This window comes from Paenibacillus sp. FSL H8-0548 (genome assembly GCF_038630985.1).
Classification (GTDB): Bacteria; Bacillota; Bacilli; order Paenibacillales; family Paenibacillaceae; genus Pristimantibacillus.
This window is the reverse complement of the sequence record NZ_CP152049.1, coordinates 39,659-61,978: the sequence shown is the minus strand read 5'-3', so window position 1 is coordinate 61,978 and position 22,320 is coordinate 39,659. Positions and strand designations below refer to the sequence as shown.

The following is a 22,320-nucleotide window of genomic DNA, read 5'->3' as shown; positions in this document are numbered from 1 at the left end:
CCTTATGGCGGTGGCGCGTTTCATTCCCAGAAATATAGAGAGAGAGTATGACGAAATGATATGCTTTCCTATATTTGAACAGAATTGTAACTAGCTCACTATTTTAGCATCGCCCTCCCAGCGCTCTATTCATTTTTTTATCCTTAGCTCACCGTCCTTGGCCGGTCCATACGCGTCACACCAGGAAAGCGGAAGGACGCCCATTCCGGCAAATGTTTATCAATGCGCGCAACAAGCACCGTCATATCGTCAATGATTTCTCCATTATGATGACGCACCACCTTCTCAAGCAGCGCATCCGCCATTTCCTGCGGATCCTCCGTCTCCAGCTCGCTAATGATCCGTTTCATCCAAAGCTCCTTATTAACGGCGAGCCCTGGCGCATCATAAATACCGTCACTCATCATAACGAGCGTATCCCCCGACTGCATCTGCATAGATACAAAATCAACATCAATATCCTGAATGATTCCAATTGGCAAATTGTTTGCTGTTATAGGAATAACCTCATTTCCTCTTTTAATAAAACTCGGGGTAGAGCCTATCTTCATGAACGTCGTCTGCGCCGTATACAAATCAACGATCGCCAGATCAACGGTAGCGAATACTTCATCGGATGATCGCAATAGGAGCACGGAGTTGACTGATTTCACCGCTAGTCGCTCGTCCATCCCAGACTGCAGCAGCTGCTGCAAAATTGATAATGCCGCACTGCTTTCCTGACGAGCCCGTTCGCCATTGCCCATACCGTCACTAATAGCTACTGCGAATTTACCATTGCCCAGCTCAATCATGCTAAAGCTGTCTCCCGAGAGCAAATCCCCCCCCTTGGCTGCTCCGGCAATGCCAGTCTCGATCTCATATTGTTTAGCTGAGCCAAAGGACACAAGCGTCGGCTCTCCGCTCCTTCCTGGCAGGCGCTCTGATTTAACTGCGATATGCTCTCCCAAAATATCACTCAGCAGCGGTGCAATAATTTTGCGGCACTCATCATATCCCTGGCCGAAGGCATGATACACTTCAATATCTACATTTCCCTCCTCCAAATTCACAATATCTATACCTTGAACAGATAATCCTAGTCCCTCCACCGCCTCTCTTATTTGCTCCTCTTGCAAATGCAGCGTCTGGCCTTCCCGTTTAATCTCCTTAGCCAAGTCCTCCATCACCTGCGATACACCCTGCAATTGCTCTGCAACAAGTCCGCGAGAGTCGAATATTTGCTTCTTCCAATGCATATTATTTTGATATAGCTCGTATTGCTGTGACATCTCACCCAGCACCTGCGCAGATTTAACACAATGCGTCGACCAAGCACGGGGAATTTCCTTTGCTGATGGTACACGATCCTCCTCCACAGACGACATCATATCGGTCATCATTTTGTACGTATGAAAAAATTTATCCTCCCAGCACACATTTTGGCGGTGACAGCTTGCGCAGCTGCGCTCGGCAACTGCATTCATGAAATGACTAATCTCCTCCTCCTTATTAAGCTTGGTTGCGTTATTGTTAAGCTGGCCAAAGCTGCGCGACAGCTGGCGGAACACCTCTGAATATTGCGACACGCGATCTGCTGTGACCTCGCGTACACGCTTCGCATACTCATGCTGCGATTTGGCGTGCTCATTCGTGCCTGGCACGTACCGCGATATCGTTCGGATCATGCTGCGCGGCGTCAGCATAAGCATGATCGCTGCTGCCACTGATTCCCAGGTTGAGCTCATAACATCCGCCTGGTTTCCTACATATATGGATAAAATCGATGTTCCAAGCAACATTCCAAATGCCGCTGCCATTTTGCCGCCTTCACGCAGCAGGCCAGCCAGCAAGCCCGCAAATGCGAGTAAGCTCATTTGTACGACTGCACCAAAATCAGCCAAGCTTAGAACGAGTCCTGCAACAACACCGACCGAAGCGCCAAGCGGTGCACCGCCAGCGAGTGCAAATAGCAGCAGCATATATCGAGACATGACATGCTCTGCGGACATGCCATAGAACACCCACCCCACCGCACCCGTCATGACAGAAGCAAGCAAAATCATTAAACAAATGATTTCTTCGTTTTTGAGTGTCGCCGATTTTTTCGTCATGGTAAGCACCGGTATCGCTTGTATGAAGACAAGCGTAAGGACAAACCCGAGCGCAGCCTCTACAACTACGAGCATAAAATTGTACCAGCTGAGCGCATCTCCAATGAATACGCTGAACATCTGCACTAATAACGTTGAAGCAAATACGAGAATCGGTGCCGATGACAGCTCCGCTCGTTCATAAGCTTCGAGTCCCTTCACGAATAGAAACAATATCGCTATCTCCATGGCGATCCACATTGGTGCAGGATCAGCGGCCAGCCAGCTGCCAGCAACCAACGATACAGCGACCCAAAGATAAATATCCCTTCTCATAAAATAAATGACGGCGAAATAGGCAATAGCGAACGGCATAAGCGATTCAAGGATCACAGCTCTACCTAGAAGAAAGGCTACGCTTACAAGGAGGAAGGTCCATTTTTTTGCTAAAATGATCTGAATGAAACGACGCGACGCGATAAAGTCCCGGCCTTTCTGTACAAACGCCCTAGCCAAACCTGTCCGTTTCATACCGGGAAGCACAACTACGTTTTCCTTTTCCATGATCAGACACCACCATTCCGATTGTAATGTGTTTTTCATTATAGGAGGTTGTCCGTATAAAGTTTGTCAGTTAACGTAATTCATTTGTAAATTTTTTCCGACAAAAAGAATTGACACTGCGCTCATTGTCAGCACCGTGTCAAAGTTATGCCCCGTAAAGGATTGACCGCTCTTAGCATGAGCAGAATCCAAAACTCCGACAACAAAATATGTGCTCTATTTTTTCCATACGATGGCGAATGGACGTTATAACCTGTCGGGATTAACAGAGGATGAGAGAAAAGTATTTTTTCGGACCGTTTCTGCCTGCACCCATACGACATTGACCGTGCCCTTCCATCCGCCGTCCTTTCATTCATCAGCATTTCGTAGGCTTAGCGTCCTTCTTCGACAGCAGGCGGTAGGTCAGAGTGTCAGGTTAGCGTCGCAAGAAATGCAAAAAAGGAGCAGAACCGGGTAGGTTCTGCTCCTTATATAAGGTTATGACGATTCAGCTTATACTCGCTTGGCACCGCGTCCGCCGCGTTTGCCCTCCGTATTCTTCTTCAAAGAGGAGATGCGCTCTTCGCTGTCTTTCAGGAAACGTGACACTTTATCCTCGAATGACGGTTTACCGTATGCCGGTCTGCCAGCCGATTGCTTGTTGAAGGGACGTCCGCCACCACCACCGCCACCACCGCGGTTGAAACGTTCGCCACCACCACCACTACCGCCGCCAGTGCTTCCACCGCTGCCTCCGCTATGACGCTCGCGTTGTTGTGGCGCTGGTTGGCCCTCTGGCCGGTCAATGGCTTGCTTAATGGAAAGTCCGATCTTTCCGTCTTTGTCCACGTTGATCACTTTAACTTTCACGACATCGTCGATTTTCAGGTGATCCTTCACGTCTTTGACGTAATTATCAGCAATTTCCGAAATGTGAACAAGACCCGTGACACCTCCCGACAAGTCGACAAATGCCCCAAAATGCGTAATGCCTGTCACTTTTCCTTCTAACTTAGCGCCCACTTCAATTGCCATAAAATAAAATGTTCCTCCCTAAAAGTTATGCGAAGCAAAACTGAATTCATAAGCATATGCTAAAAGTTTTGCGAAAACGCTATTAACGTGATTATAACCGAACCGTTCAAGTCAGGTCAACAGACGTTCACCCGATTTCGCGCCCTATTTTAGTCACTAAAAATTTGTTGCTCGCCGTTCTTTACCATCCCTTGCTCTTTTGTTGCTAGCTGTTCGATATATTCTGGGTCGTTTAATCGTTCAATTTGACGTTTAAGCTCAGCAGTCTCCTTGGCTGAAACATCTAGCTTTTCTTGAATCAAAGCCAGCTTATCGCCCGTGATGTTTTTCTGTTGCATTTGGCCAAAAAGCGTATACCCCGCCCAACCCATAAATAGCACGATGAACATCATCCACAGTTTGAACCGGCGTTTTGTGCCCGCATTCCCCGAAGTTTTATTTATAGCTGCTGCTGCCATTAGCGGTGTTACCTCCTAAACCATTTACTCCAAAAGCGAGCAATTATTAGTCCAAATCTTTGTATTTTGCCCGTTATTTGCCATTTGGTTATGTAAGACGACAGCCAGCGCCACAAAGGCCGTACAGCAGGTCGCACCATCCAAACAAATAACTTCCAAAATGGACGAACCAATTGTAACACAATTTTCAAGACGAAAATAGTGAACGCAGACCCAAATGCAAAGATGAGCATGACTAGCTTATAGAGCAGCAATATCGGCTTTATCACTAAAATTTCCACACATTTCAACAAAATCAAAATGAGCTTCCGCACCGCTCCTATGATCCATTTTACGATGACAATGACCACTCTGCTTAAAACAAAATAATAGATTACGATACCGATAGCTAGTCCGATAAAAACGTACGCCCGCACCTCGCCATTATTGCTAGCGTACAGCACCCGAAAGACGACTAGTGCCGCCGCCATCCAATAGATAACGTCAAGCACCGGCAGCCACCAGCGCGGGAACTTGAGCTCATTCGATACGACGCGATAGCCGTCGAATACGATTCCCATGCCAAGTCCGGATAACAGCATGGCTGCCATCGTCAACCATTGCATACTAAGCGTCACTTAAACAGCTTCCCAAACAACCCTTTTGATTTTGCAGAGGTATTGCTCCCATCCATATAGGCGAGCGAATGGACGAGCCCCTCGATAGATACCAAACCTTGTTCGAGGCTAAGATGCTTCATATGCAAATTTTGGCCCTTAACCGCCAAGTAGCCAAGCTCTGTCTCCAGTAAAAACTCCTCGCTGTCGAAGCTCTCTACGTTCACTACGCCGGTAAGCTCCAGCAGCTTGCGATTCAGCATTTTCACTTCTTGATGCTTCTGCCCCTTGCCCTGGTCAACCATAGACTCGTCCTCCGCTTCATTAGCATGTCTAGGCGTAGCGGCCACCGCCACCCTATGGCGGCGCAGCATACGTTTCGCGTTCAAATATAAGAAGGCATAAGCACGAGGCTTAATCTTCTTATAGGTTAAGACTAGCTTATGGGGCATAGCGGAGAATTAGAACCTACTTCTTTCACTTCCAGACACAAAAAAAAGACTGCCTACAAGTATGATCCTTGTAGACAGCCCTGTTGTTATTGCTGTTGTTCCCAGTCGAGCGTGTTCTCGCGCTGGCGTTGTTCTTCTTTCACCAAGGTATACAGCTCTCCGGCTTCATCCTTACGGGTCGTCTCCGCAATTCGCTCAACGCGTACGGTTACGATTTTTTGACCGTATTGGATTTGGAGCTCATCACCGACCTTTACGGCGCTGCTTGCTTTCGCTTCGCGGCCGTTGATCCATACGCGCCCTTGCTCGGATACATCCTTCGCAACGGTACGGCGTTTGATCAGTCGTGATACCTTAAGAAATTTATCTAATCTCATAGATTATTGGATAGCTTCTTTCAACTTGTTGCCTGCTTTGAATGCAGGAACTTTTGCTTCCGAAATTTCGATTGGAGCGCCTGTTTGCGGGTTGCGTCCAGTGCGTCCAGCACGTTTACGAGTTTCGAAAGTACCGAAGCCGATCAATTGTACTTTATCTCCACCAGCAAGTGCATCTGTTACTTCGCCCAAGAAGCCGTTAAGTACTGCTTCTACGTCACGTTTAGTCAAACCGCTTTTTTCTGCAATGTTGTTGATTAGATCTGTTTTGTTCATTATAAAATCCTCCTATGTCTTTACCATTATTTTTTGTGGTCGACGCTTGCGGCGCCGCCTTGACTCTAAGTACTTACTCTCACGAAGAATACTTATTCTGCCTTCTAGCAAATAAATCCTGCCGCTACTTCGAAATAATTTTGCGTTTGGTGCAGAAATAAGGCGATTCATGACGAAACAGCCCTGATTATTGACGTTTAGCCTCTTCCCACCAACGATCCATTTCTGTTAAATCAGTTTGGTCAAATTGCTTGCCGCTTATACGAAGCTGTTCCTCAATATACGCGAATCTACTGCGGAATTTTTTGTTCGTACGCGAAAGCGCCTCCTCAGGATCGGCATGGATGAAGCGAGAGGCATTGACGACCGCAAACAGTAAATCCCCAAGCTCCGCGGCTTGCTCCTCTGCAGATTGTGACGCTACCGCTTCACGCAGCTCTGCAAGCTCCTCCTCGATCTTATCCAGCACTGGGCCAAGCTCATCCCAGTCAAAGCCTACCTTAGCCGCTTTTTTCTGCAGCTTATAAGCTTTCATAAGTGCTGGCAAATCTGGCGGTATGCCGTCCAGTACCGATTGGCGATTGGCATCGGTCCCTTTCAGCCGCTTCTCCTCTGCCTTCTGCTGCTCCCAGTTGCCTAGCGCCTCTTCCGAATTGCCGGCAGCATCCAGCTCTCCAAATACATGCGGATGGCGGAAAATAAGTTTCTCGTTTAGTGATTGTATCACATCATAAACAGAAAATGCGCCCGTCTCTTCTTCCATCTGGCTATGCAGCATCACTTGGAGGATAACATCCCCAAATTCTTCTTGCATGCCGTCAGGATCATCATTGTCGATCGCCTCTAGCGCCTCATAGAGCTCTTCGATGAAATTTTTGCGAATAGACTGATGCGTCTGCTCACGATCCCACGGACAGCCCTCGGGACTGCGCAATATCGAAACAATCTCATGCAGCCGCTCAAAGGAACGGTTGCGCAGCGCGGCATCATCCGAGCGCGGCACCCAAATCAACGATAGATTGCTATAGCCTGGCGTACGATCAAGCTCGTACAGCGGAACACGTATAATCTGCTGATCAGAAGCAACGCCTAGCGAATGGCCTACAACGACTTCGTAATCATCGGGATAACGCTCCATAAGCGCAAGCTTCACATCAGAGGCTGTGAATGCATCATACACTTGTCCAATCAACGTATGCAACTGCGGCTGTAGGAGCGATGGCTGCAGCTCTGCCGCATCGAGCAGCGCAAAACCCTCAATTGGATCGATGCCAAGACTGACAAAGGCTTGATCAAGGAAGCTTTCTCCGCCGACAATTTGCAGCTCAATGCCCGCTTCCTGGCATTGCTCGCGAAGCAGCTGGACGGTACGTTCAGCCACCATCGGGTGACCCGGCACAGCATAGATTAGCGAGCTGGAGCTTTGGCTTGCGGCCTCAGCTATTAACGTTTCCGCGATCGCTTTGTAGACATCAGGGAAAGAGTCATGCTGCTCATATAGCGTATCGAAGGAAGTGTAGGCAATTCCATTCTCATTGAGCATAGACATCGCAGGATGCTGCGCAGTGCGAACAAACACACGCTCCGCAGCCTGCAGTCTGCGCCAAACACCTAGCGTCAATTGATCAGGATCACCCGAACCAAGTCCAACGACTGTAATTTGCGGGATAGACATGCTTAGTAAGCCTCCTAAAAAAGTTCATCTGTTTTATAGGCATTGCTTGATTTGGCAGACATGGCGCATGCGCTTAGAGTCAGGATGCGTCTGGCTGTGGCTGCTATAGACATCAATCCCCAAAAATAGAGAAAATCCCTCTATCTAGTCTAAAGTAGCCAGACTAGCTCACCAACCACAGAAAGTAATCATGAACCAATTCAACCATAATTTCAATATCGCCGCCCAAAAATATTACTTTATTTGCGTAAACAAACGTTCCACCTGCAGCACAAACTGAGCCTTATTACAGCTTAACCCTGCAGACCGCCTTCTGAAACGTGATGGGTTGCAGAACTTTGAATAATAATGAATAAAAATGCATCAGGATAGCTCCGTATGTCGGATAGAGCCTTGCCTCTCGACCTAAAATGATGAAATGTGGTTGGCATGGCCTATTCGTGACACATACATTGCACTTTATGCAATCAAGCAGACTATAAAAAAATTTCAATAATCGTTCGCTGTACTTTCTGCAATAGAATTGCCCGATTGCACGTTAAATAGGCCGAAATTGGATAAAACCACTGTATTTTGTGCAATGCAGCCACGGAAATCACTGGATCTTATGCTTTCTGTTGCACTAAGTACATTACTTTTTATTGCTTGCCCAAGGGGCATAAGCAAGCATCTCTGAGAGAAGGGGTTGCGAGCTACGCGGTCTCTCAGCAGAGGTCAACCGTTTCATGTCTCGAAAACTCATGGAAAATCGATATGCAATATTACGAATTATTATTCACTATAGCAAGAAGATTCAATAGTCTTCAAAACGCTGATTAAGGTTAGTGGAATCAAGCTGATTATCCGCTTAATTCTGTCAAATCTATGGAGTTAACTCGGCACAATAAGCATCAGCCACAGCATATGAGCTATGCTGCTGTGACGAGAGCTAACCGAGGTCATCCGGTTAGCTCTCGTCCTTCGCTGGCGGAATAAGCCGCCAGCGCCGCAAGCGGGCGGCCAGTACGCCGCCGCCCGGCAGCGCGCGCAATTCGCGCGCGCTTACAGCGCCGCCGCGCAAAGCCGCGGCGCCGAAGGCGCAAGCGCCGACGGCAACGCACGTCAGCGCAAGCGCAGCTGCTGCCGCCCTAGGCGGCAGCCCGCCAAGCGCGGCGCTCAGCGCTCGCTCGGCGACAAAGAGCGCCGCCGCCATGATCGCGAGCGCGAAGCCCGTGCCTGCGGCCGCGCGATGGAACGCGGGCCATCGTCTCCGCCGCGGCGCAAGCGGACTACCGCTCGCCACTTCGCTCCCGCGCTCAGCCGCTCCATCCGCTTGCTCACTATCGCCAGCATGCCTGCTCCCGCTCGCCCCTACGCTCCGCCGCTCCGCCTCTCTTTCCGCTCGCAAACTACCTCGCTCCGCCGCCACCTCGCCGCTCCAGCTCCCCGCAAGCGACGCACCTTCTGCGGCGGCTTTGAAGCGTACCGCAACGGTGCCGAGCATAGCCGCCGCGCTTAAGGCAATGATGCCCGCAGCAGCGGCACCTTCTATTCCGTAAGCTGGAACAAGCGCAGCGTTGATTACACCCTTCAGAAGCGCTGCAACAAGCAGCAGCACAGCTGGAATCCTTACAGCACCAAGGCTTTGCAGCACTGGCGCCGTTACCGCATTAACACTGCCCGCAAGTGCGGTACAGCCAATCAAGGCAAAGGCAAGCGTACCTTTGCTGTCGGTATACAGCATAATGTTTAAGGGCTCTGCGAGCAGCGCTAAGCCGATAGCCGCTGCCGCTCCGATTGCCCATGCCGCTCGTTCAGCAAGCGAGAGCTGCATGCGCAGCTGCCCGTAAGCGCCTCGCATCCGAGCAAGCGCCAGACCCGGAACAAGCGCTGCTGCGGCTGCGCCAGCGACCATAACGACCAATTGCACAAGCGGCTGCGCTCGGCTGTACACTCCGAACATCGCCATTGCGTCTACCTCAGAGGCTCCGCTAGCTTGCAGCAGCCTTGGAACAGTGAACGCATCCACCACACCAAGAACGGGTACGACAACGGCGCCAAGTGCGACCGGCAGCGCGATGACCGCAAGCTTTTTGATCTCCGCTCGTATAGCACCCGCCTTATAGGAGAGCCGTTCCCGATTGCGGCTGCGCCAGGAGTAGCCGGCGAGAAGCAGCAATGCGGCTGCCCCGCCAAACGCCGAGCCGCTCATGACCCCAGAAGCTACAGAGGCATCTTTCCAGCCCGCTGACCAGCTTAATCCAAGCACAAGAAGCATAACGCCTACACGTATCAATTGCTCCACGACCTGCGAGGACGCTGAGAGTCCCATGTTTCCAAGTCCCTGCATGTACCCGCGCAGCGCGGCAACGAACGGGGCTAGCAGCAGCGCAAACGAAACAGATCGGATAGCACCCGCCGTTTCCGAATCCCCAATCCAACTCGCAACATGATCCGCACCAGCCCACATAAAAGAAAAAGCGATGATGCCCGTTATCCCAAGCAGCAGCAGCGCTGCATATAACGTTCGCCTTACGCCCTCAGCATCATTGCCTTTGCGGAGTCTCTCAGCAATTAGCAATGCTACAGCAGTTGGCAAGCCCGCAGTAGCCAATGAGGCCGCCAGCTGATAAAACGGATAAACAGCGTTATATATGCCAAATACCCGATCTCCCGCCAAATTTTGCAAAGGAATTTTTTGAAATACGCCAATGAGCTTGGACAACAACGCTGCACCAGCCATTAGGACAACGCCATTCATCAAAAGCCTCTTAGAGCTTCGCCCAACCTTTGTTCTTCCTTCAGCTGTCAGCCCCCTCGGCTTAGCTCCAAGCTCATTTTCTACATCTATCGTTCCAGCTATGCCAGATTTGCTGCCGCTTGCCGACTCTAGCTCTACCGCTGTATGCCCTCGCTCCCCCGGCTTGCGGTTCATTCCCCACACTCCTGCCTATTTCTCGGTTGATTTTGGTATCTATTATACCTCACAAACACAAAACTTAAGAAGAAACGATTACGTCATCCTTGTCTAAGGACAAGAAGTTTCTCGAAAAATATAGGCGGAGTACAAATATGAAACTTATACTTTCCTATATTTGAACAAAATTACCCTGACGGGTAATTGGAAATCGCAGACGCGTCAGCTCACACTTCTAACGGAAACCACCGACGCTAAATCGTCTTTATTGTTCGTTTCAAAATTGTAACGGAAACAGGAGCCTCTATTTGTGCCCTACATGCCCGATTTCGGTTCATTTTTAAGAAATAGCGTCTCCCTGTTCCGTTAGAATGTGACGCTAACCAAAAATCGAACTTTAGCGTCTCTGATTTCCGTTAGCTTTCGTTATCCCCTTTCCGGCTGCTGGCGCAGCATCGTTCTCAACAGGTTTCGAGAATCCATACTTCTCTATCTCCCGAAAAAAAAGCCTCCCCAATCGAGATTGCTCTCGATCAAGGAAGCTGTCATTTTCTTTATTCGTTTTCCTTTTCATTGCCTTTTTCATTGCTCGCTGCATTGCCCTTTTCTTGCGCATATGCAATTTATTGCTCCATTTGCTTAGCTAGAAATCCTGCTGCCGTTTCGGCCATCTTCGTTTCCATCGTAGACATCTTCACAGACTCATCCTTGCTCAGCAGCACCACCGTACCGATAGGATCGCCACCTGCAATAATAGGCGCAATGACGAAGGAGCTGTACGTTTCCTGCGTATCCTTCACAATCTCGAACGCGCCTCCATTCGCCTCTGCCTGCGTTTTGCGATTTTCCATACAGCTCTCAAGAACTGCCCCGACCTGCTTGTCCAACAGCTCTTTCTTAGACGCTCCTGCGACAGCGATAATGTTATCGCGGTCCGTAATTAAAGTCACGTGATTCGTACCCTCAAATAACGACTCCGCATACTCTTTGGCGAAATCGCCCAGCTCACCGATAGGAGAATATTTTTTCAAAATAACTTCGCCATCACGGTCTACAAATATTTCTAGAGGGTCACCCTCGCGAATACGCAGTGTACGGCGGATCTCCTTCGGAATCACCACACGCCCGAGATCATCGATGCGACGTACAATTCCAGTTGCTTTCATTTCTTGTTGCCCCGCTTTCCTAGAGGATTTTGAATCGACTGGATTTTTGCATTTCGTTTATAACGAAGAAGAAACATCCTTCAAAAGATTTTGAATCTGACCATAGTATTCATCTGCTCCCAAATTCTTATACACGGATGACAACTCCAGCCAAATGTTCCATCTTCTTGTACAACTGCTGCCGAGAAATCGACGCGTATGGGTGTCTTCACTTCCTTATCATCCCTTTTCAGCGGGTCATTATTCCTACATATTTCATAAAAATCCTATAACCCCTTTAACAGGGCTAACCGTTCCTTGGTTAGCCCTTAGGCTGCGTTTGCTTTTTGATTTTGATTGATCCGCTTTGTAAGCGTACATTTGGGATCGCCTAGAACAAAAAGCATTATTTATCCCAGGCCGCCATTCATTTTCGTCAATGCACCATTGATTTTTTCAAAATGTAAGAAAGTATAAGTTTCATATGGATACGCCGTCTATATTTTTGCGAGAAACATCTGTCCTTAGACAAGGACCACGTTGTCGTTTCCTCTTCGTAAAGAATAAAGCTGCCAAGCACACAAGCATAGCAAAAGCACCCTCTTCTTACTGAAGAGAGGGTGCTTTCACTCGTTTATTTATATTTATATCACTATACCGTCAAATATTTGCGAATGACCTCATCATCAAGCGACTCCAAGCCGCCCTCCCACGCAATGGCGCCCTTCTCGAGCACGTAGAAATAATCTCCAACACTTTTCACAAAATCCAAGCTTTGTTCCACAAGCAATATAGCCGTCTTGCCATCAGCCTTAATGGAGCGAATAACGTCCCTAATATCATCTACGATGGAGGGCTGTATCCCCTCGCATGGCTCATCCAGCAGCAGCACCTCCGGCTTTGAGGCAAGCGCCCTCGCAAATGCCAGCTGCTGCTGCTGCCCCCCACTCAGATCACCGCCGCGGCGTGTGTACATCGCCTTGAGCACAGGGAATTTAGCAATCGCCTCATCAGGAACGGCAGTCAGCTTCGTTCGGGAAGCCTCAAGACCAAGCAGCAGGTTTTCGTAGACAGATAGCTGGGCGAATATTTCTCGTCCCTGCGGCACGTAGCCAATGCCGCGTTTTGCTCTTTGACCTGGCGCCTTCCTCGTCAGATCGGAGCCATTGTAGGAAACCATCCCCTCACGCGCCTTCAAGAGCCCCATAATGCTTTTCATCAGTGTTGTCTTGCCGACACCATTGCGCCCTAATAAGCATACAACCTGCCCCTGCCTGACCTTAAGCGATACGTCTCGCAAAATAATACTCTCGCCATAACCCGCCTCAAGCTGTTGAACGGCTAACATCGGCATCCCGCCTTTTCCCCAAATACACTTCCGCTACGCGATCATCTCGCTGAACCTCATCCATCGAGCCTTCCTTCAGCAATTTTCCTTCATGCATGACGGTAACCAAACTCGCAAAATTACGAACAAACTCCATATCATGCTCCACAACGACAACTGCACGCCTGCTAGCTATTTGATGAAGCAGCTCCCCCGTCTTATCCGTCTCCTTATCCGTCATCCCAGCAACCGGCTCATCCAGCAGCAGAATTTCCGGCTCCTGAAGCAGCATCATGCCAATCTCAAGCCATTGCTTCTCGCCGTGTGACAAGCCGCCTGCACGATTCTGCGCTTTCTTCTGCAAGCCAATCATCGTCAGCTGCCCATCAATTTTTGAGCGCTCCTCCTCAGCCAGCTTAGCAAACAGCGTCGCAAACACAGAGCGCTTCTGGCGCATCGCAATTTCTAAGTTTTCGGACACAGTCATAGACGGAAATATGGAGGGGGCTTGAAACTTGCGGCCAATACCGAGCTCAGCAATTTGATGTTCCTTCTTTTTTGTTATATCCACCTTGCCGCGGAAGGTAACCTGCCCTGTCGTCGGACGAACCTTCCCGCAAATCACATCAAGCATTGTCGTTTTGCCAGCACCATTTGGTCCGATTAGAAAACGAAGCTCACCCTTCTCCAGCTTCAAATTCATGCCCTGAACCGCCTTGAACCCATCGAATTCAACCGTAACATCGTCACACAGCAGGATTTCGGACTCCTTCATGCTTCGGTTCACTCCTTTTTTTGCGGAATTTGATTTGACTAACCAATCCGGCAATACCCTTAGGCATAAATACGACAACAACTACAAACAGCAAGCCCATAAAGAAGAGCCATCCTTGTGGATACGCCGTACTGAACTCACTTTTCGCCCAGTTCATCAGAATTGCGCCAAGCGCCGCACCGACAAGCGTTCCACGACCTCCAATCGCAACCCACAGCACCATCTCAATCGATGGCACGATGCCCAGCATAGATGGCGATATGATGCCGACATGCAGAACGAACAGCATCCCTGCTATGCCAGCAATGCCTGCCGATATCGTGAAGATGACCATTTGATAAATAGCCGGGTTATACCCAATAAATCGCACACGATTCTCACCATCACGGATAGCGCGAAGCACCTTGCCGAAGCGGCTGCCGATAACAAAGCGGCAAAATACGAATATGCCAATTAGCGCAGCTACTGTAATGTAATAAAGCACACGCTTCGTCTCCGGAGAACCTATGGAGAAGCCAAGAACGGTTGAATATCCAGTAATCCCATTCGTTCCCCCCGTAAAGGCTTGCTGGCCAATGAGCAGAGTGGTTGTAATAATGACGAGCGCCTGTGTCAAAATGGTAAAATACACACCTCGTATCCGATTGCGGAACGTGACATAGCCGAGTATGAGCGCGAGCAGTGCAGGTATCGCAATACCCATAGCAACCGCAAACCAGAAGCTTTGGAACGGCTGCCAAAATAGCGGAAGCTCCTTCAGGCCGCTCCAGCCCATGAAATCCGGCGGCTTTCCACCGCTTGCCTCCAGCTTTAAATACATCGCCATGGCATAGGCGCCAAGCCCGAAGAAAATGCCATGACCAAGGCTCAAGATGCCGGTAAAGCCCCATATCAGATCAAGCCCCAGCGCCACTATGGCAAAGGCCAGAAATTTCGCCAGTAAATTGAGCCGAAAATCACTTACAAAGAGCGGCGCAGAGAACAGCGCAGCAGCCGCAGCCGCATAACCAATCAAGATCCATATTCGCTGAGGGGTAAATTTTTGCAATCGCATGAGCGTCACACCTTTCTTATCCTAGTCAAGCGACCGCGAACGCATGGCAACGAGCCCCATTGGCTTCCATTGCAGAAAAGCAACGATACAAACAAACACCAGTACCTTGCCAAGCGAGGCATTCGTCCAATATTCAAACAAGGTGTTGAACATGCCTATACCTGTAGCGCCAAGCACCGTTCCTACAAGCTTGCCTACGCCGCCCAGTACGACGACCATAAAAGCATCAACGATATAATAAGTTCCAAGTGAAGGTCCGATCGGCCCTAGAAGGGTCAACGCACAGCCTGCAATACCGGCTATACCCGAGCCTATAGCGAAGGTCATCGCATCCACCCGCCTCGTTGAGACACCAAGACATGCCGCCATATCACGATTTTGCATAACCGCGCGCATTCGTCTTCCTTCATGGCTGCGATAAATATAGAAGTACATAGCTACTAAGCAGGCAATAACAAGCGCAATAATAAAGATCCGTTTATAGGGAAGCAAGGTTCCATCCATAATTTTAAGTCCGCCATTTAGCCAAGCAGGACTTGTAACCGCAACATTCGGTGCGCCGAATATTGATCTTGCAAGCTGCTGCAGCACCAGACCAACACCCCAGGTAGCAAGCAAGCTGTCGAGCGGTCGACCGTATAAGAAACGAATCAAGGACATTTCAAGAATTAGGCCGAATATAAAAGCAATCGCAAAGCTTACCGGAACAGCGAGCACGAAATACCAGTCGAACATCGATTTTGGCAAATAATCATGAAATAGATTTTGTGTCAAATAAGTAGCGTAGGCTCCGATCATAATAAGCTCGCCATGCGCCATATTAATAACCTTCATTAAGCCAAATGTAATCGCAAGTCCTAATGCAACCAAAAGCAGAATAGAGCTGATACTTAAACCATTGAATAGCTGAAGCAGGAACAATTCCATATGACCACTCCTTTCAAGGTGAAACGGTTGTCGCCTTTCTTTGGTGGCGCCAGCGCGTTTCATTCCGAGAAATATAGAGAAAGTATGGCGAAAGGATATACTTTCTCTATATTTTAAGAAAGGGAAGCATTCGAATCGATCGAATACTCCCCCATGTCTTACTGCGTATTAGAGTATCACTTGCCTATGAATTATTCCGTTGGCTGGATACTTGCTGCCCAAGCATAGCCCTTCAGGTATGGATCTGGCTTAACTGCTTCGCCCGAATTCCACAGCTCTTTGAATTGACCGTCAGACTGCACCTCACCAATACGAACCGTCTTATAAATATGCTGCGTTTCGCCATCAATTTTCACTTTGCCCTCTGGTGCATCCCACTCCAGCTCTTTCGCTGCTTCCTTCACTTTGTCTACTTCCGTAGAGCCTGCCTTCTCAACAGCTGCTGCCCATAAGTAAACCGCCGTATAACCAGCCTCGATTGGATCGGCAGTAACGCGCTCGTCTCCGTATTTCTTTTTGTAGTTCTCAACGAAGGTTTTGTTTGTTGGTGTATCTGTCGTTTGGTAGTAGTTCCATGATGCTAAATGTCCTTCGAGCACATCCACGCCGATACCGCGTATTTCTTCCTCCGCGACGGATACAGATAATGTCGTCATATCTTTGGCTGTAATGCCGGCATCCTTCAACTGCTTGAAGAACGCTACGTTGCTGTCCCCGTTCAATGTGTTATATACAATGTCCGGCTTAGCTGCTTTAATTTTGCTGATTAATGTGCTGTAATCGGTATGCCCAAGCGGTGTATATTCTTCGCCTACCAATTCACCACCCTCAGCCTTCAACTGCTCTTTAATGACGAGGTTTGCTGTGCGAGGAAACACGTAATCAGATCCGAGCAAGAAGAACTTTTTGCCGCGGTTTTCAAGCAGCCACGAAACCGAAGGAACAATTTGTTGGTTTGTCGTAGCACCTGTATAAAAAATATTAGGAGATGATTCCAAACCCTCGTATTGCACCGGATACCATAACAATCCGTTTAATTCCTCAAATACTGGCTTCATTGCTTTCCGGCTTGCAGATGTCCAACCGCCGAATACCGTTGCAACCTTATCCTCTGAGATCAGCTTGCGCGCTTTCTCCGCAAAGGTTGGCCAGTCGGAAGCGCCATCCTCAAGCACAGGAACGATTTTCTTGCCAAGCACACCGCCGGCTGCATTAATCTCATCAATAGCCATCATCTCCGAATCAATAACGGATACTTCGCTTATGGCCATCGTGCCGCTCTGCGAATGCAAAATCCCTACTTTAATTTCCCCCTCTGTGCTTGCTCCTGTATTTGTTCCCGTATCTGTTTTCACATTCGTTGATGTCGGTTTGTTGTTAGCTCCACAGCCCGTCAATACAATCGCTAATACAACAAGCGCCAAGCCAAACTGATAAAAAGACCTTTTTTTCATCTTCCCACTCCCCGATTCTTTATATTTGTCTCTATTTCCCGAACGATTGATAAATTCACATCGCCAATGTTCGTGCTTTCATTATAGAATGACCATTATATGGATGTCAACATACTTTACATTAAAATTTCATTTAATTAGATTAAAGACTGATTTCAGTTGCTTTAAAGGTGTTTCAATCTATTTTATGTTATGTTATATAACACGTAATGGGTATAACATTTGTTTTTATGCTTTAACTCAAACTTATATGACAAGTAACATCACGGTTTTCACAAAAAAAACCCATCCAAAGGCATCAGCCTCAAGATGGATTTACATCAAGCTATAGAACTATTTATTCTCTTCCGCTCTAGCGATAAGCATATCTACAATAAGATCGACTTGCCCGCTAATTTTTGAATATTTTCTAGAGAAAGACCCTTTAACCACAAAGTGGCTAAAGGGTCTGAAAGACTCGTATTTACACTTATTTTGCAGCTGGTGCTTCTGTAGCTGGCGTTTCATCTGCAGCCGGTTCTTCAGTGCTGTCAGTTGCGTCGCCCTCAGTATCATCAGTTGCAGGAGCTTCTTCCTCTGGTTGAGGAAGCTTGGTTACGATCTCTTGCTTCGGAAGCTCGTCCGTCATGAACGTGTTCATTTTCTCGTTTGCAATTACGCCTTTAATTGTTTCTTTGTCCGCATCGCTAAGATCAGCGAACGCTGGTGTGTCGCGTTTCTCAACAAGAATGACATGGTAGCCATATTCAGTCTCTACCGGATCACCAACAACGCCAATTTCTTGCTTGTAGGCTGCTTGTTTAAATGCCTCTACCCAGTTTCCGTTCTTCTGGTCTGCATAAAGACCGCCAGTTTCCTTCGATCCTGGATCGTCGGAATATTCTTTAGCAAGAGCCGCCCAATCCCCGCCAGCCGCAAGCTTTCCTTGAACTTCCTTAGCACGAGCCAAAGCTTCTTCAAGCGTGCGAATATCTTTCGGCTCTTGTGTAGTTGCATCTGTTTCTTGCGTTGCTACCAAAATATGACGTACAGTTACCGTTGCATAATTAATGCCGTTTGTTTCATATTCGGTTTTCATTTCATCTTCTGTTACTTGCGAGTTCAGGTGTGCAGAAACCTTTGCAGTCAGCAACAAGAAGTTTTCCATATCTTTATCTTTTAATTTCACAGCATCTACCGATGCTTTCAAATCTGAGTTTTGCTTCAACGCTTCTTTGTATTGCTTCATTTGCTCTTTAACATCTGCTTCGGCCGTTTTAACGGTGTCTGCAGACGCTTGACCGCCTAAAACTTTGTAAGAAATATACTGCTGGAGCAACTGCTCCTTAAATTGCGGAATTTCAATGATTTGCGCATAAGTTGGCTGCATAATGGTGAATACATCCAAATACTTGTTGAATTCCGTTTCCGTTACACTACCATCCTTATACGTTGCAACCTCTATCTCTGTCTTTTTCGCGCCGCATGCCGCCATAGTCAGAACTAGCACGACTGCCACGATAAGCAGTGCGCCTTTGCGCCATGCTGATTTGCGTGAATTGTGTAACATGTTGAATCCCCTTTCATCTTATAAGCTTGTTAATATTGTATCAGAAAAGGGTTATATAAAGCGAATATTGTCTATGGCGATACATTTTGCAATTCATCCGTAATGGAGAGGGCATCCTTATAAGCCTGCAAAAACTGTTCGGTCATATGAATTTTCTGCTCCATATTCAAGCCCTTGCCCCGAAGTAAAATACTCGGGTTCGGCTCTTGGTCGCTGCCCTGCTTAAAGCGATTCTCATGCTTTAGGCATAGCTGGTCAACCTTCTTCCGATCTATCCGGCTCTTCTGAGAGGCTGCAAAGCGAAGCAGCAGGTCGTCTCCCTTGCCGCTAATCTGCTCAATGCCATATAACGTGCCGTATACTTTCAATCTAGCTACTGTAAGCAAATTGCTTACCGCCTGCGGTAAATCGCCAAAACGATCCACTAGCTCATCGATCACATCATCCGATTCCTCGAAATTGCGAATAGCGGCCACTTTTTTATAAATTTCGATTTTTTGAATACTGTCATAAATATAATCGGAAGGCAAGTAAGCATCTATGCTGACATCAATCAGCGTACTAACCGGCTTCTCTTCCTTAATCTCTTCACCGCTCATTTCCGCCTTACGCTTGGCAATCTCATCTGCCAGCATCTGCGAATACATATCGAAGCCAACAGAGGCTATGAAGCCATGCTGCTCCGCTCCGAGCAAATTGCCCGCTCCGCGAATCGATAAATCACGCATCGCAATCTTGAAGCCCGAGCCAAGCTCCGTAAATTCCTTGATCGATTGCAGACGCTTCTCTGCCACCTCTGTAAGCACTTTATCCCGTTGATACGTAAAATAAGCGTAAGCAATTCGATTCGAGCGCCCTACACGGCCGCGCAGCTGATACAGCTGTGACAGACCCATTTTATCCGCATCATGTACGATTAACGTATTCACGTTTGGAATATCAACGCCGGTCTCGATAATGCTGGTGCTGACTAAGACGTCAGACTCTCCATCCAAGAAATCGAGAATCGTCTTCTCCAGCTCCTGCTCCGACATTTGGCCATGACCGACTGCAACTCTAGCACCTGGAACGAGCGCATTGATTTGCTCTGCCATTTGATAGATCCCTTGCACCCGATTGTACAAATAGTAGACTTGGCCACCGCGCGCAAGCTCCCTCTCAATCGATTCTCGGACAAGCGACGGACTGTACTCTACCACGTAGGTTTGCACAGGAAAACGATTCTCAGGTGGAGTCTCAATAACTGACAAGTCCCGCACGCCGAGCATCGACATATGCAGCGTTCTTGGAATCGGAGTCGCTGTCAACGTAAGCACATCCACATTGGTTTTCAGCTTCTTCAGCTTTTCCTTATGGGATACGCCAAAGCGCTGCTCCTCATCGACAATCAGAAGCCCTAACGATTTAAATATAATATCCTGCGAGAGCAAGCGGTGCGTACCAATAACGACATCGACAGTACCCGCCTTCAATCCCTTCATCGTCTCGTTCTGCTCCTTGCGCGAGCGGAACCGGCTCAGCACCTGAACATTAATGGGATAACCTGCAAACCGCTCACGGAACGTCTCATAATGCTGCTGGGCCAAAATAGTTGTCGGCACAAGCACCGCAACCTGCTTGCTGTCCATCGCGGATTTGAAGGCAGCACGAATCGCTACTTCTGTTTTGCCATAACCAACGTCGCCGCAAAGCAAGCGATCCATCGGCTGCGTTTTTTCCATATCCCGCTTAATTTCCTCAATTGCTCTTAGCTGATCACGCGTCTCGTCATAAGGGAACATCGCCTCGAACTCATTCTGGTATGTTGTATCTTGTCCAAAGGAATAGCCAGGTGCAGTCTGCCGCTCAGCATACAGCTTGATTAAATCGTCAGCGATATCCTGAACAGATGCCTTTACCTTACTCTTCGCCCGTGTCCATTCACTGCCGCCAAGCTTGTTGACCTTCGGCTCCTTATCCTCGTTGCCGACGTACTTCTGAATCATATCCACCTGTTCAATCGGAACAGACAGCTTATCCCCGCCAGCATATAAAATATGCAAATAGTCTTTGTGAATACCTGCAATTTCAAGCGTACCTATGCCTATATATTTACCAATACCATGATTATGGTGAACAACATGATCGCCAACCTTAAGCTCGGTGTAGCTTTTAATGCGTTCAGCATTATCGACCTTTTTATCCATTCTGCGAGCTTTGCGCTGCTTCTGTGAGAACATTTCGCCCTCGGTAATGATAACGAGATGGGAGGATGGCAGCTCAAAGCCTGACTGCAAATTGCCTTCCAGAAGGGTCGGCGTCTCAATACTATAATCATCGAGCACGCGGCGCATTCTCTCCATACGCTCGGCATTGCCTGCAAGCATCATTACGGTCGCACCCGTCTTGTGCCACCGTTCCATTTCTGTTTTCAGCAAATTCATTTGTCCATGAAAGTTTTGCATAGAGCGGCTGGTCATGTTCAAAATATTTTGCGGCTGCGAATGCGGAATTTGTCTTAGAAATAAGGACAGAAACAATGTTGGAAACGGACGCTGATGAAGAATCTCATCGGTATCGCGCGCTAACGTGAGATCTGGCAGCGACTTGCCATTTTGCAGCAGGTGCATCGACCACTCCGTCTCATCCCGCTCGAGCTGCTTAGCCGTCTCTATTAAACGTGTTGGCTCGTCTAGTATAAGCAGCGTATCGCTTGGCATATAGTCGAGTATCGTTTCACGCTCGGGATAGAGCAGCGATATATATTTATATATTTCCGGAAAATAAACATGCTCACGCAGACGCTCAAGCTCTCCGCCGAGCTCTGAGCGGAGACGATCCTTCGCTGTACGATCTGTCATTTTGTCGAGCTGCTTCTCAAGAAGCGCTTGGGCATGATTAGCCGCAATTTCCATACGATGGCCATCCGCCATCAGCTCCTGACAAGGAAGAACAACGTAGGATTCCAAACGACCTTGGGAACGTTGATCCGCAGGATCAAAGGCGCGTATGGAATCCACATCATCCCCAAACCATTCGATCCGATAGGCCTGTGAAGCCATAACCGGATAAAAGTCAACGATACCGCCGCGAACGCTCATCTCCCCGCGCAGCTCCACGCGATCCGCTCGGGTGTAGCCCAGTGCAGTCATTTGTCGCAGAAAAGTATCGATTGGAATCGAATCGCCTACGTTCACCTCAATTTGCGCCTCTGCTACAACACTCTTGATAGGCACATACCGCCGCACCCCTGAGAAAGGCACGACAACAATCCCGCGATAGCCCTTGGACAGCTTAATCAGCACATCCATGCGCTGCGCAAGCGTCTCGGGACTCGAGATCGCAGCTTCCGCAGCGACCAGCTCATTGGCGGGATATAATAATACTTGCTCTGGTAATAAACATTCCTGCAGATCCTCTGCAATCTTCTGCGCAGAAAACATATTATGCGTCACAACGAGCATTGGACGCTCTACATCCTCCTGCAGCGCTGCAATCAGTACCTGTCTGGAAGAGCCTGCAAGACCAGATATCATCTGCTCCCGCATCCCTTTACGAATACCGGATATAACGGACTGAACGTCCGAATCCGCGGCAAAAGCTTTAATTAACGCTTTCAACGTTTGCGACACCCCGTTTCTATACACAATCGGAGAGTGATACGATCGCTCCCTGTACATTGAAAATAAGCCTCAGCCGTCCGCTAAGGCTCATACTATTCAATTTC

17 protein-coding genes are annotated in these 22,320 nt (G+C 48.4%); all 17 read right to left on the bottom strand.

The features are described from left to right. Window positions 1-143: 143 nt before the first annotated feature. The 17 genes from spoIIE to mfd all read right to left on the bottom strand — a co-directional run bounded on the left by spoIIE (window position 144) and on the right by mfd (window position 22,273). Window positions 144-2,636 (bottom strand): stage II sporulation protein E, encoded by a 2,493-nt coding sequence (spoIIE, locus tag MHI37_RS00290; protein ID WP_076338526.1) that lies wholly within the window; start codon window positions 2,634-2,636, stop codon window positions 144-146. Between the two features lie 495 nt (window positions 2,637-3,131). Next, entirely contained in the window at window positions 3,132-3,653 is a 522-nt protein-coding gene (locus tag MHI37_RS00285; protein ID WP_076338525.1) for a S1 domain-containing RNA-binding protein, read from the bottom strand. 149 nt (window positions 3,654-3,802) lie between these two features. Beyond that, window positions 3,803-4,111 (bottom strand): septum formation initiator family protein, encoded by a 309-nt coding sequence (locus tag MHI37_RS00280; RefSeq protein ID WP_076338524.1) that lies wholly within the window; start codon window positions 4,109-4,111, stop codon window positions 3,803-3,805. Window positions 4,112-4,119: 8 nt separating this feature from the next. After that, window positions 4,120-4,728 (bottom strand): spore cortex biosynthesis protein YabQ, encoded by a 609-nt coding sequence (gene yabQ / locus MHI37_RS00275; RefSeq protein WP_076338523.1) that lies wholly within the window; start codon window positions 4,726-4,728, stop codon window positions 4,120-4,122. After that, window positions 4,725-5,012, bottom strand: coding sequence for a sporulation protein YabP (yabP, locus tag MHI37_RS00270; protein WP_076338522.1), 288 nt, complete (start codon window positions 5,010-5,012; stop codon window positions 4,725-4,727). Before yabP ends, yabQ begins: the two co-directional genes overlap by 4 nt. A gap of 233 nt (window positions 5,013-5,245) precedes the next feature. After that, window positions 5,246-5,536, bottom strand: coding sequence for an RNA-binding S4 domain-containing protein (locus tag MHI37_RS00265; RefSeq protein WP_076338521.1), 291 nt, complete (start codon window positions 5,534-5,536; stop codon window positions 5,246-5,248). A gap of 3 nt (window positions 5,537-5,539) precedes the next feature. Further along, window positions 5,540-5,812, bottom strand: coding sequence for an HU family DNA-binding protein (locus MHI37_RS00260; protein WP_053373361.1), 273 nt, complete (start codon window positions 5,810-5,812; stop codon window positions 5,540-5,542). A 187-nt stretch (window positions 5,813-5,999) separates the two neighbouring features. After that, a complete protein-coding gene (mazG, locus tag MHI37_RS00255) occupies window positions 6,000-7,487 on the bottom strand; it encodes a nucleoside triphosphate pyrophosphohydrolase (RefSeq protein ID WP_076338520.1) in 1,488 nt (495 codons plus the stop codon). 946 nt (window positions 7,488-8,433) lie between these two features. Next, window positions 8,434-10,401: an oligosaccharide flippase family protein gene (locus MHI37_RS00250; RefSeq protein WP_076338519.1), complete on the bottom strand. Its 1,968-nt coding sequence runs from the start codon at window positions 10,399-10,401 to the stop codon at window positions 8,434-8,436. A gap of 605 nt (window positions 10,402-11,006) precedes the next feature. Continuing rightward, entirely contained in the window at window positions 11,007-11,549 is a 543-nt protein-coding gene (gene spoVT, locus MHI37_RS00245; RefSeq protein WP_076338517.1) for a stage V sporulation protein T, read from the bottom strand. 631 nt (window positions 11,550-12,180) lie between these two features. Then, window positions 12,181-12,876 carry an urea ABC transporter ATP-binding subunit UrtE gene (gene urtE, locus MHI37_RS00240; RefSeq protein ID WP_076338516.1) on the bottom strand — a complete coding sequence of 232 codons (696 nt, stop codon included), beginning with the start codon at window positions 12,874-12,876 and terminating at the stop codon, window positions 12,181-12,183. Further along, window positions 12,854-13,630, bottom strand: coding sequence for an urea ABC transporter ATP-binding protein UrtD (gene urtD, locus MHI37_RS00235; protein WP_076338515.1), 777 nt, complete (start codon window positions 13,628-13,630; stop codon window positions 12,854-12,856). The genes urtE and urtD overlap by 23 nt, the downstream gene beginning before the upstream one ends. Next, a complete protein-coding gene (urtC, locus tag MHI37_RS00230) occupies window positions 13,602-14,684 on the bottom strand; it encodes an urea ABC transporter permease subunit UrtC (protein WP_076338514.1) in 1,083 nt (360 codons plus the stop codon). The genes urtD and urtC overlap by 29 nt, the downstream gene beginning before the upstream one ends. Before the next feature lie 21 nt (window positions 14,685-14,705). Beyond that, the gene (gene urtB, locus MHI37_RS00225) at window positions 14,706-15,611 is read right to left on the bottom strand and encodes an urea ABC transporter permease subunit UrtB (protein WP_076338513.1); all 906 of its coding nucleotides are present in this window, start codon (window positions 15,609-15,611) and stop codon (window positions 14,706-14,708) included. Window positions 15,612-15,802: 191 nt separating this feature from the next. Continuing rightward, the gene (gene urtA / locus MHI37_RS00220; RefSeq protein WP_076338512.1) at window positions 15,803-17,065 is read right to left on the bottom strand and encodes an urea ABC transporter substrate-binding protein; all 1,263 of its coding nucleotides are present in this window, start codon (window positions 17,063-17,065) and stop codon (window positions 15,803-15,805) included. 469 nt (window positions 17,066-17,534) lie between these two features. Then, window positions 17,535-18,614, bottom strand: coding sequence for a peptidylprolyl isomerase (locus MHI37_RS00215; protein ID WP_076338511.1), 1,080 nt, complete (start codon window positions 18,612-18,614; stop codon window positions 17,535-17,537). 71 nt (window positions 18,615-18,685) lie between these two features. Beyond that, window positions 18,686-22,273 carry a transcription-repair coupling factor gene (mfd, locus tag MHI37_RS00210; RefSeq protein WP_076338510.1) on the bottom strand — a complete coding sequence of 1,196 codons (3,588 nt, stop codon included), beginning with the start codon at window positions 22,271-22,273 and terminating at the stop codon, window positions 18,686-18,688. Window positions 22,274-22,320 lie beyond the last annotated feature (47 nt).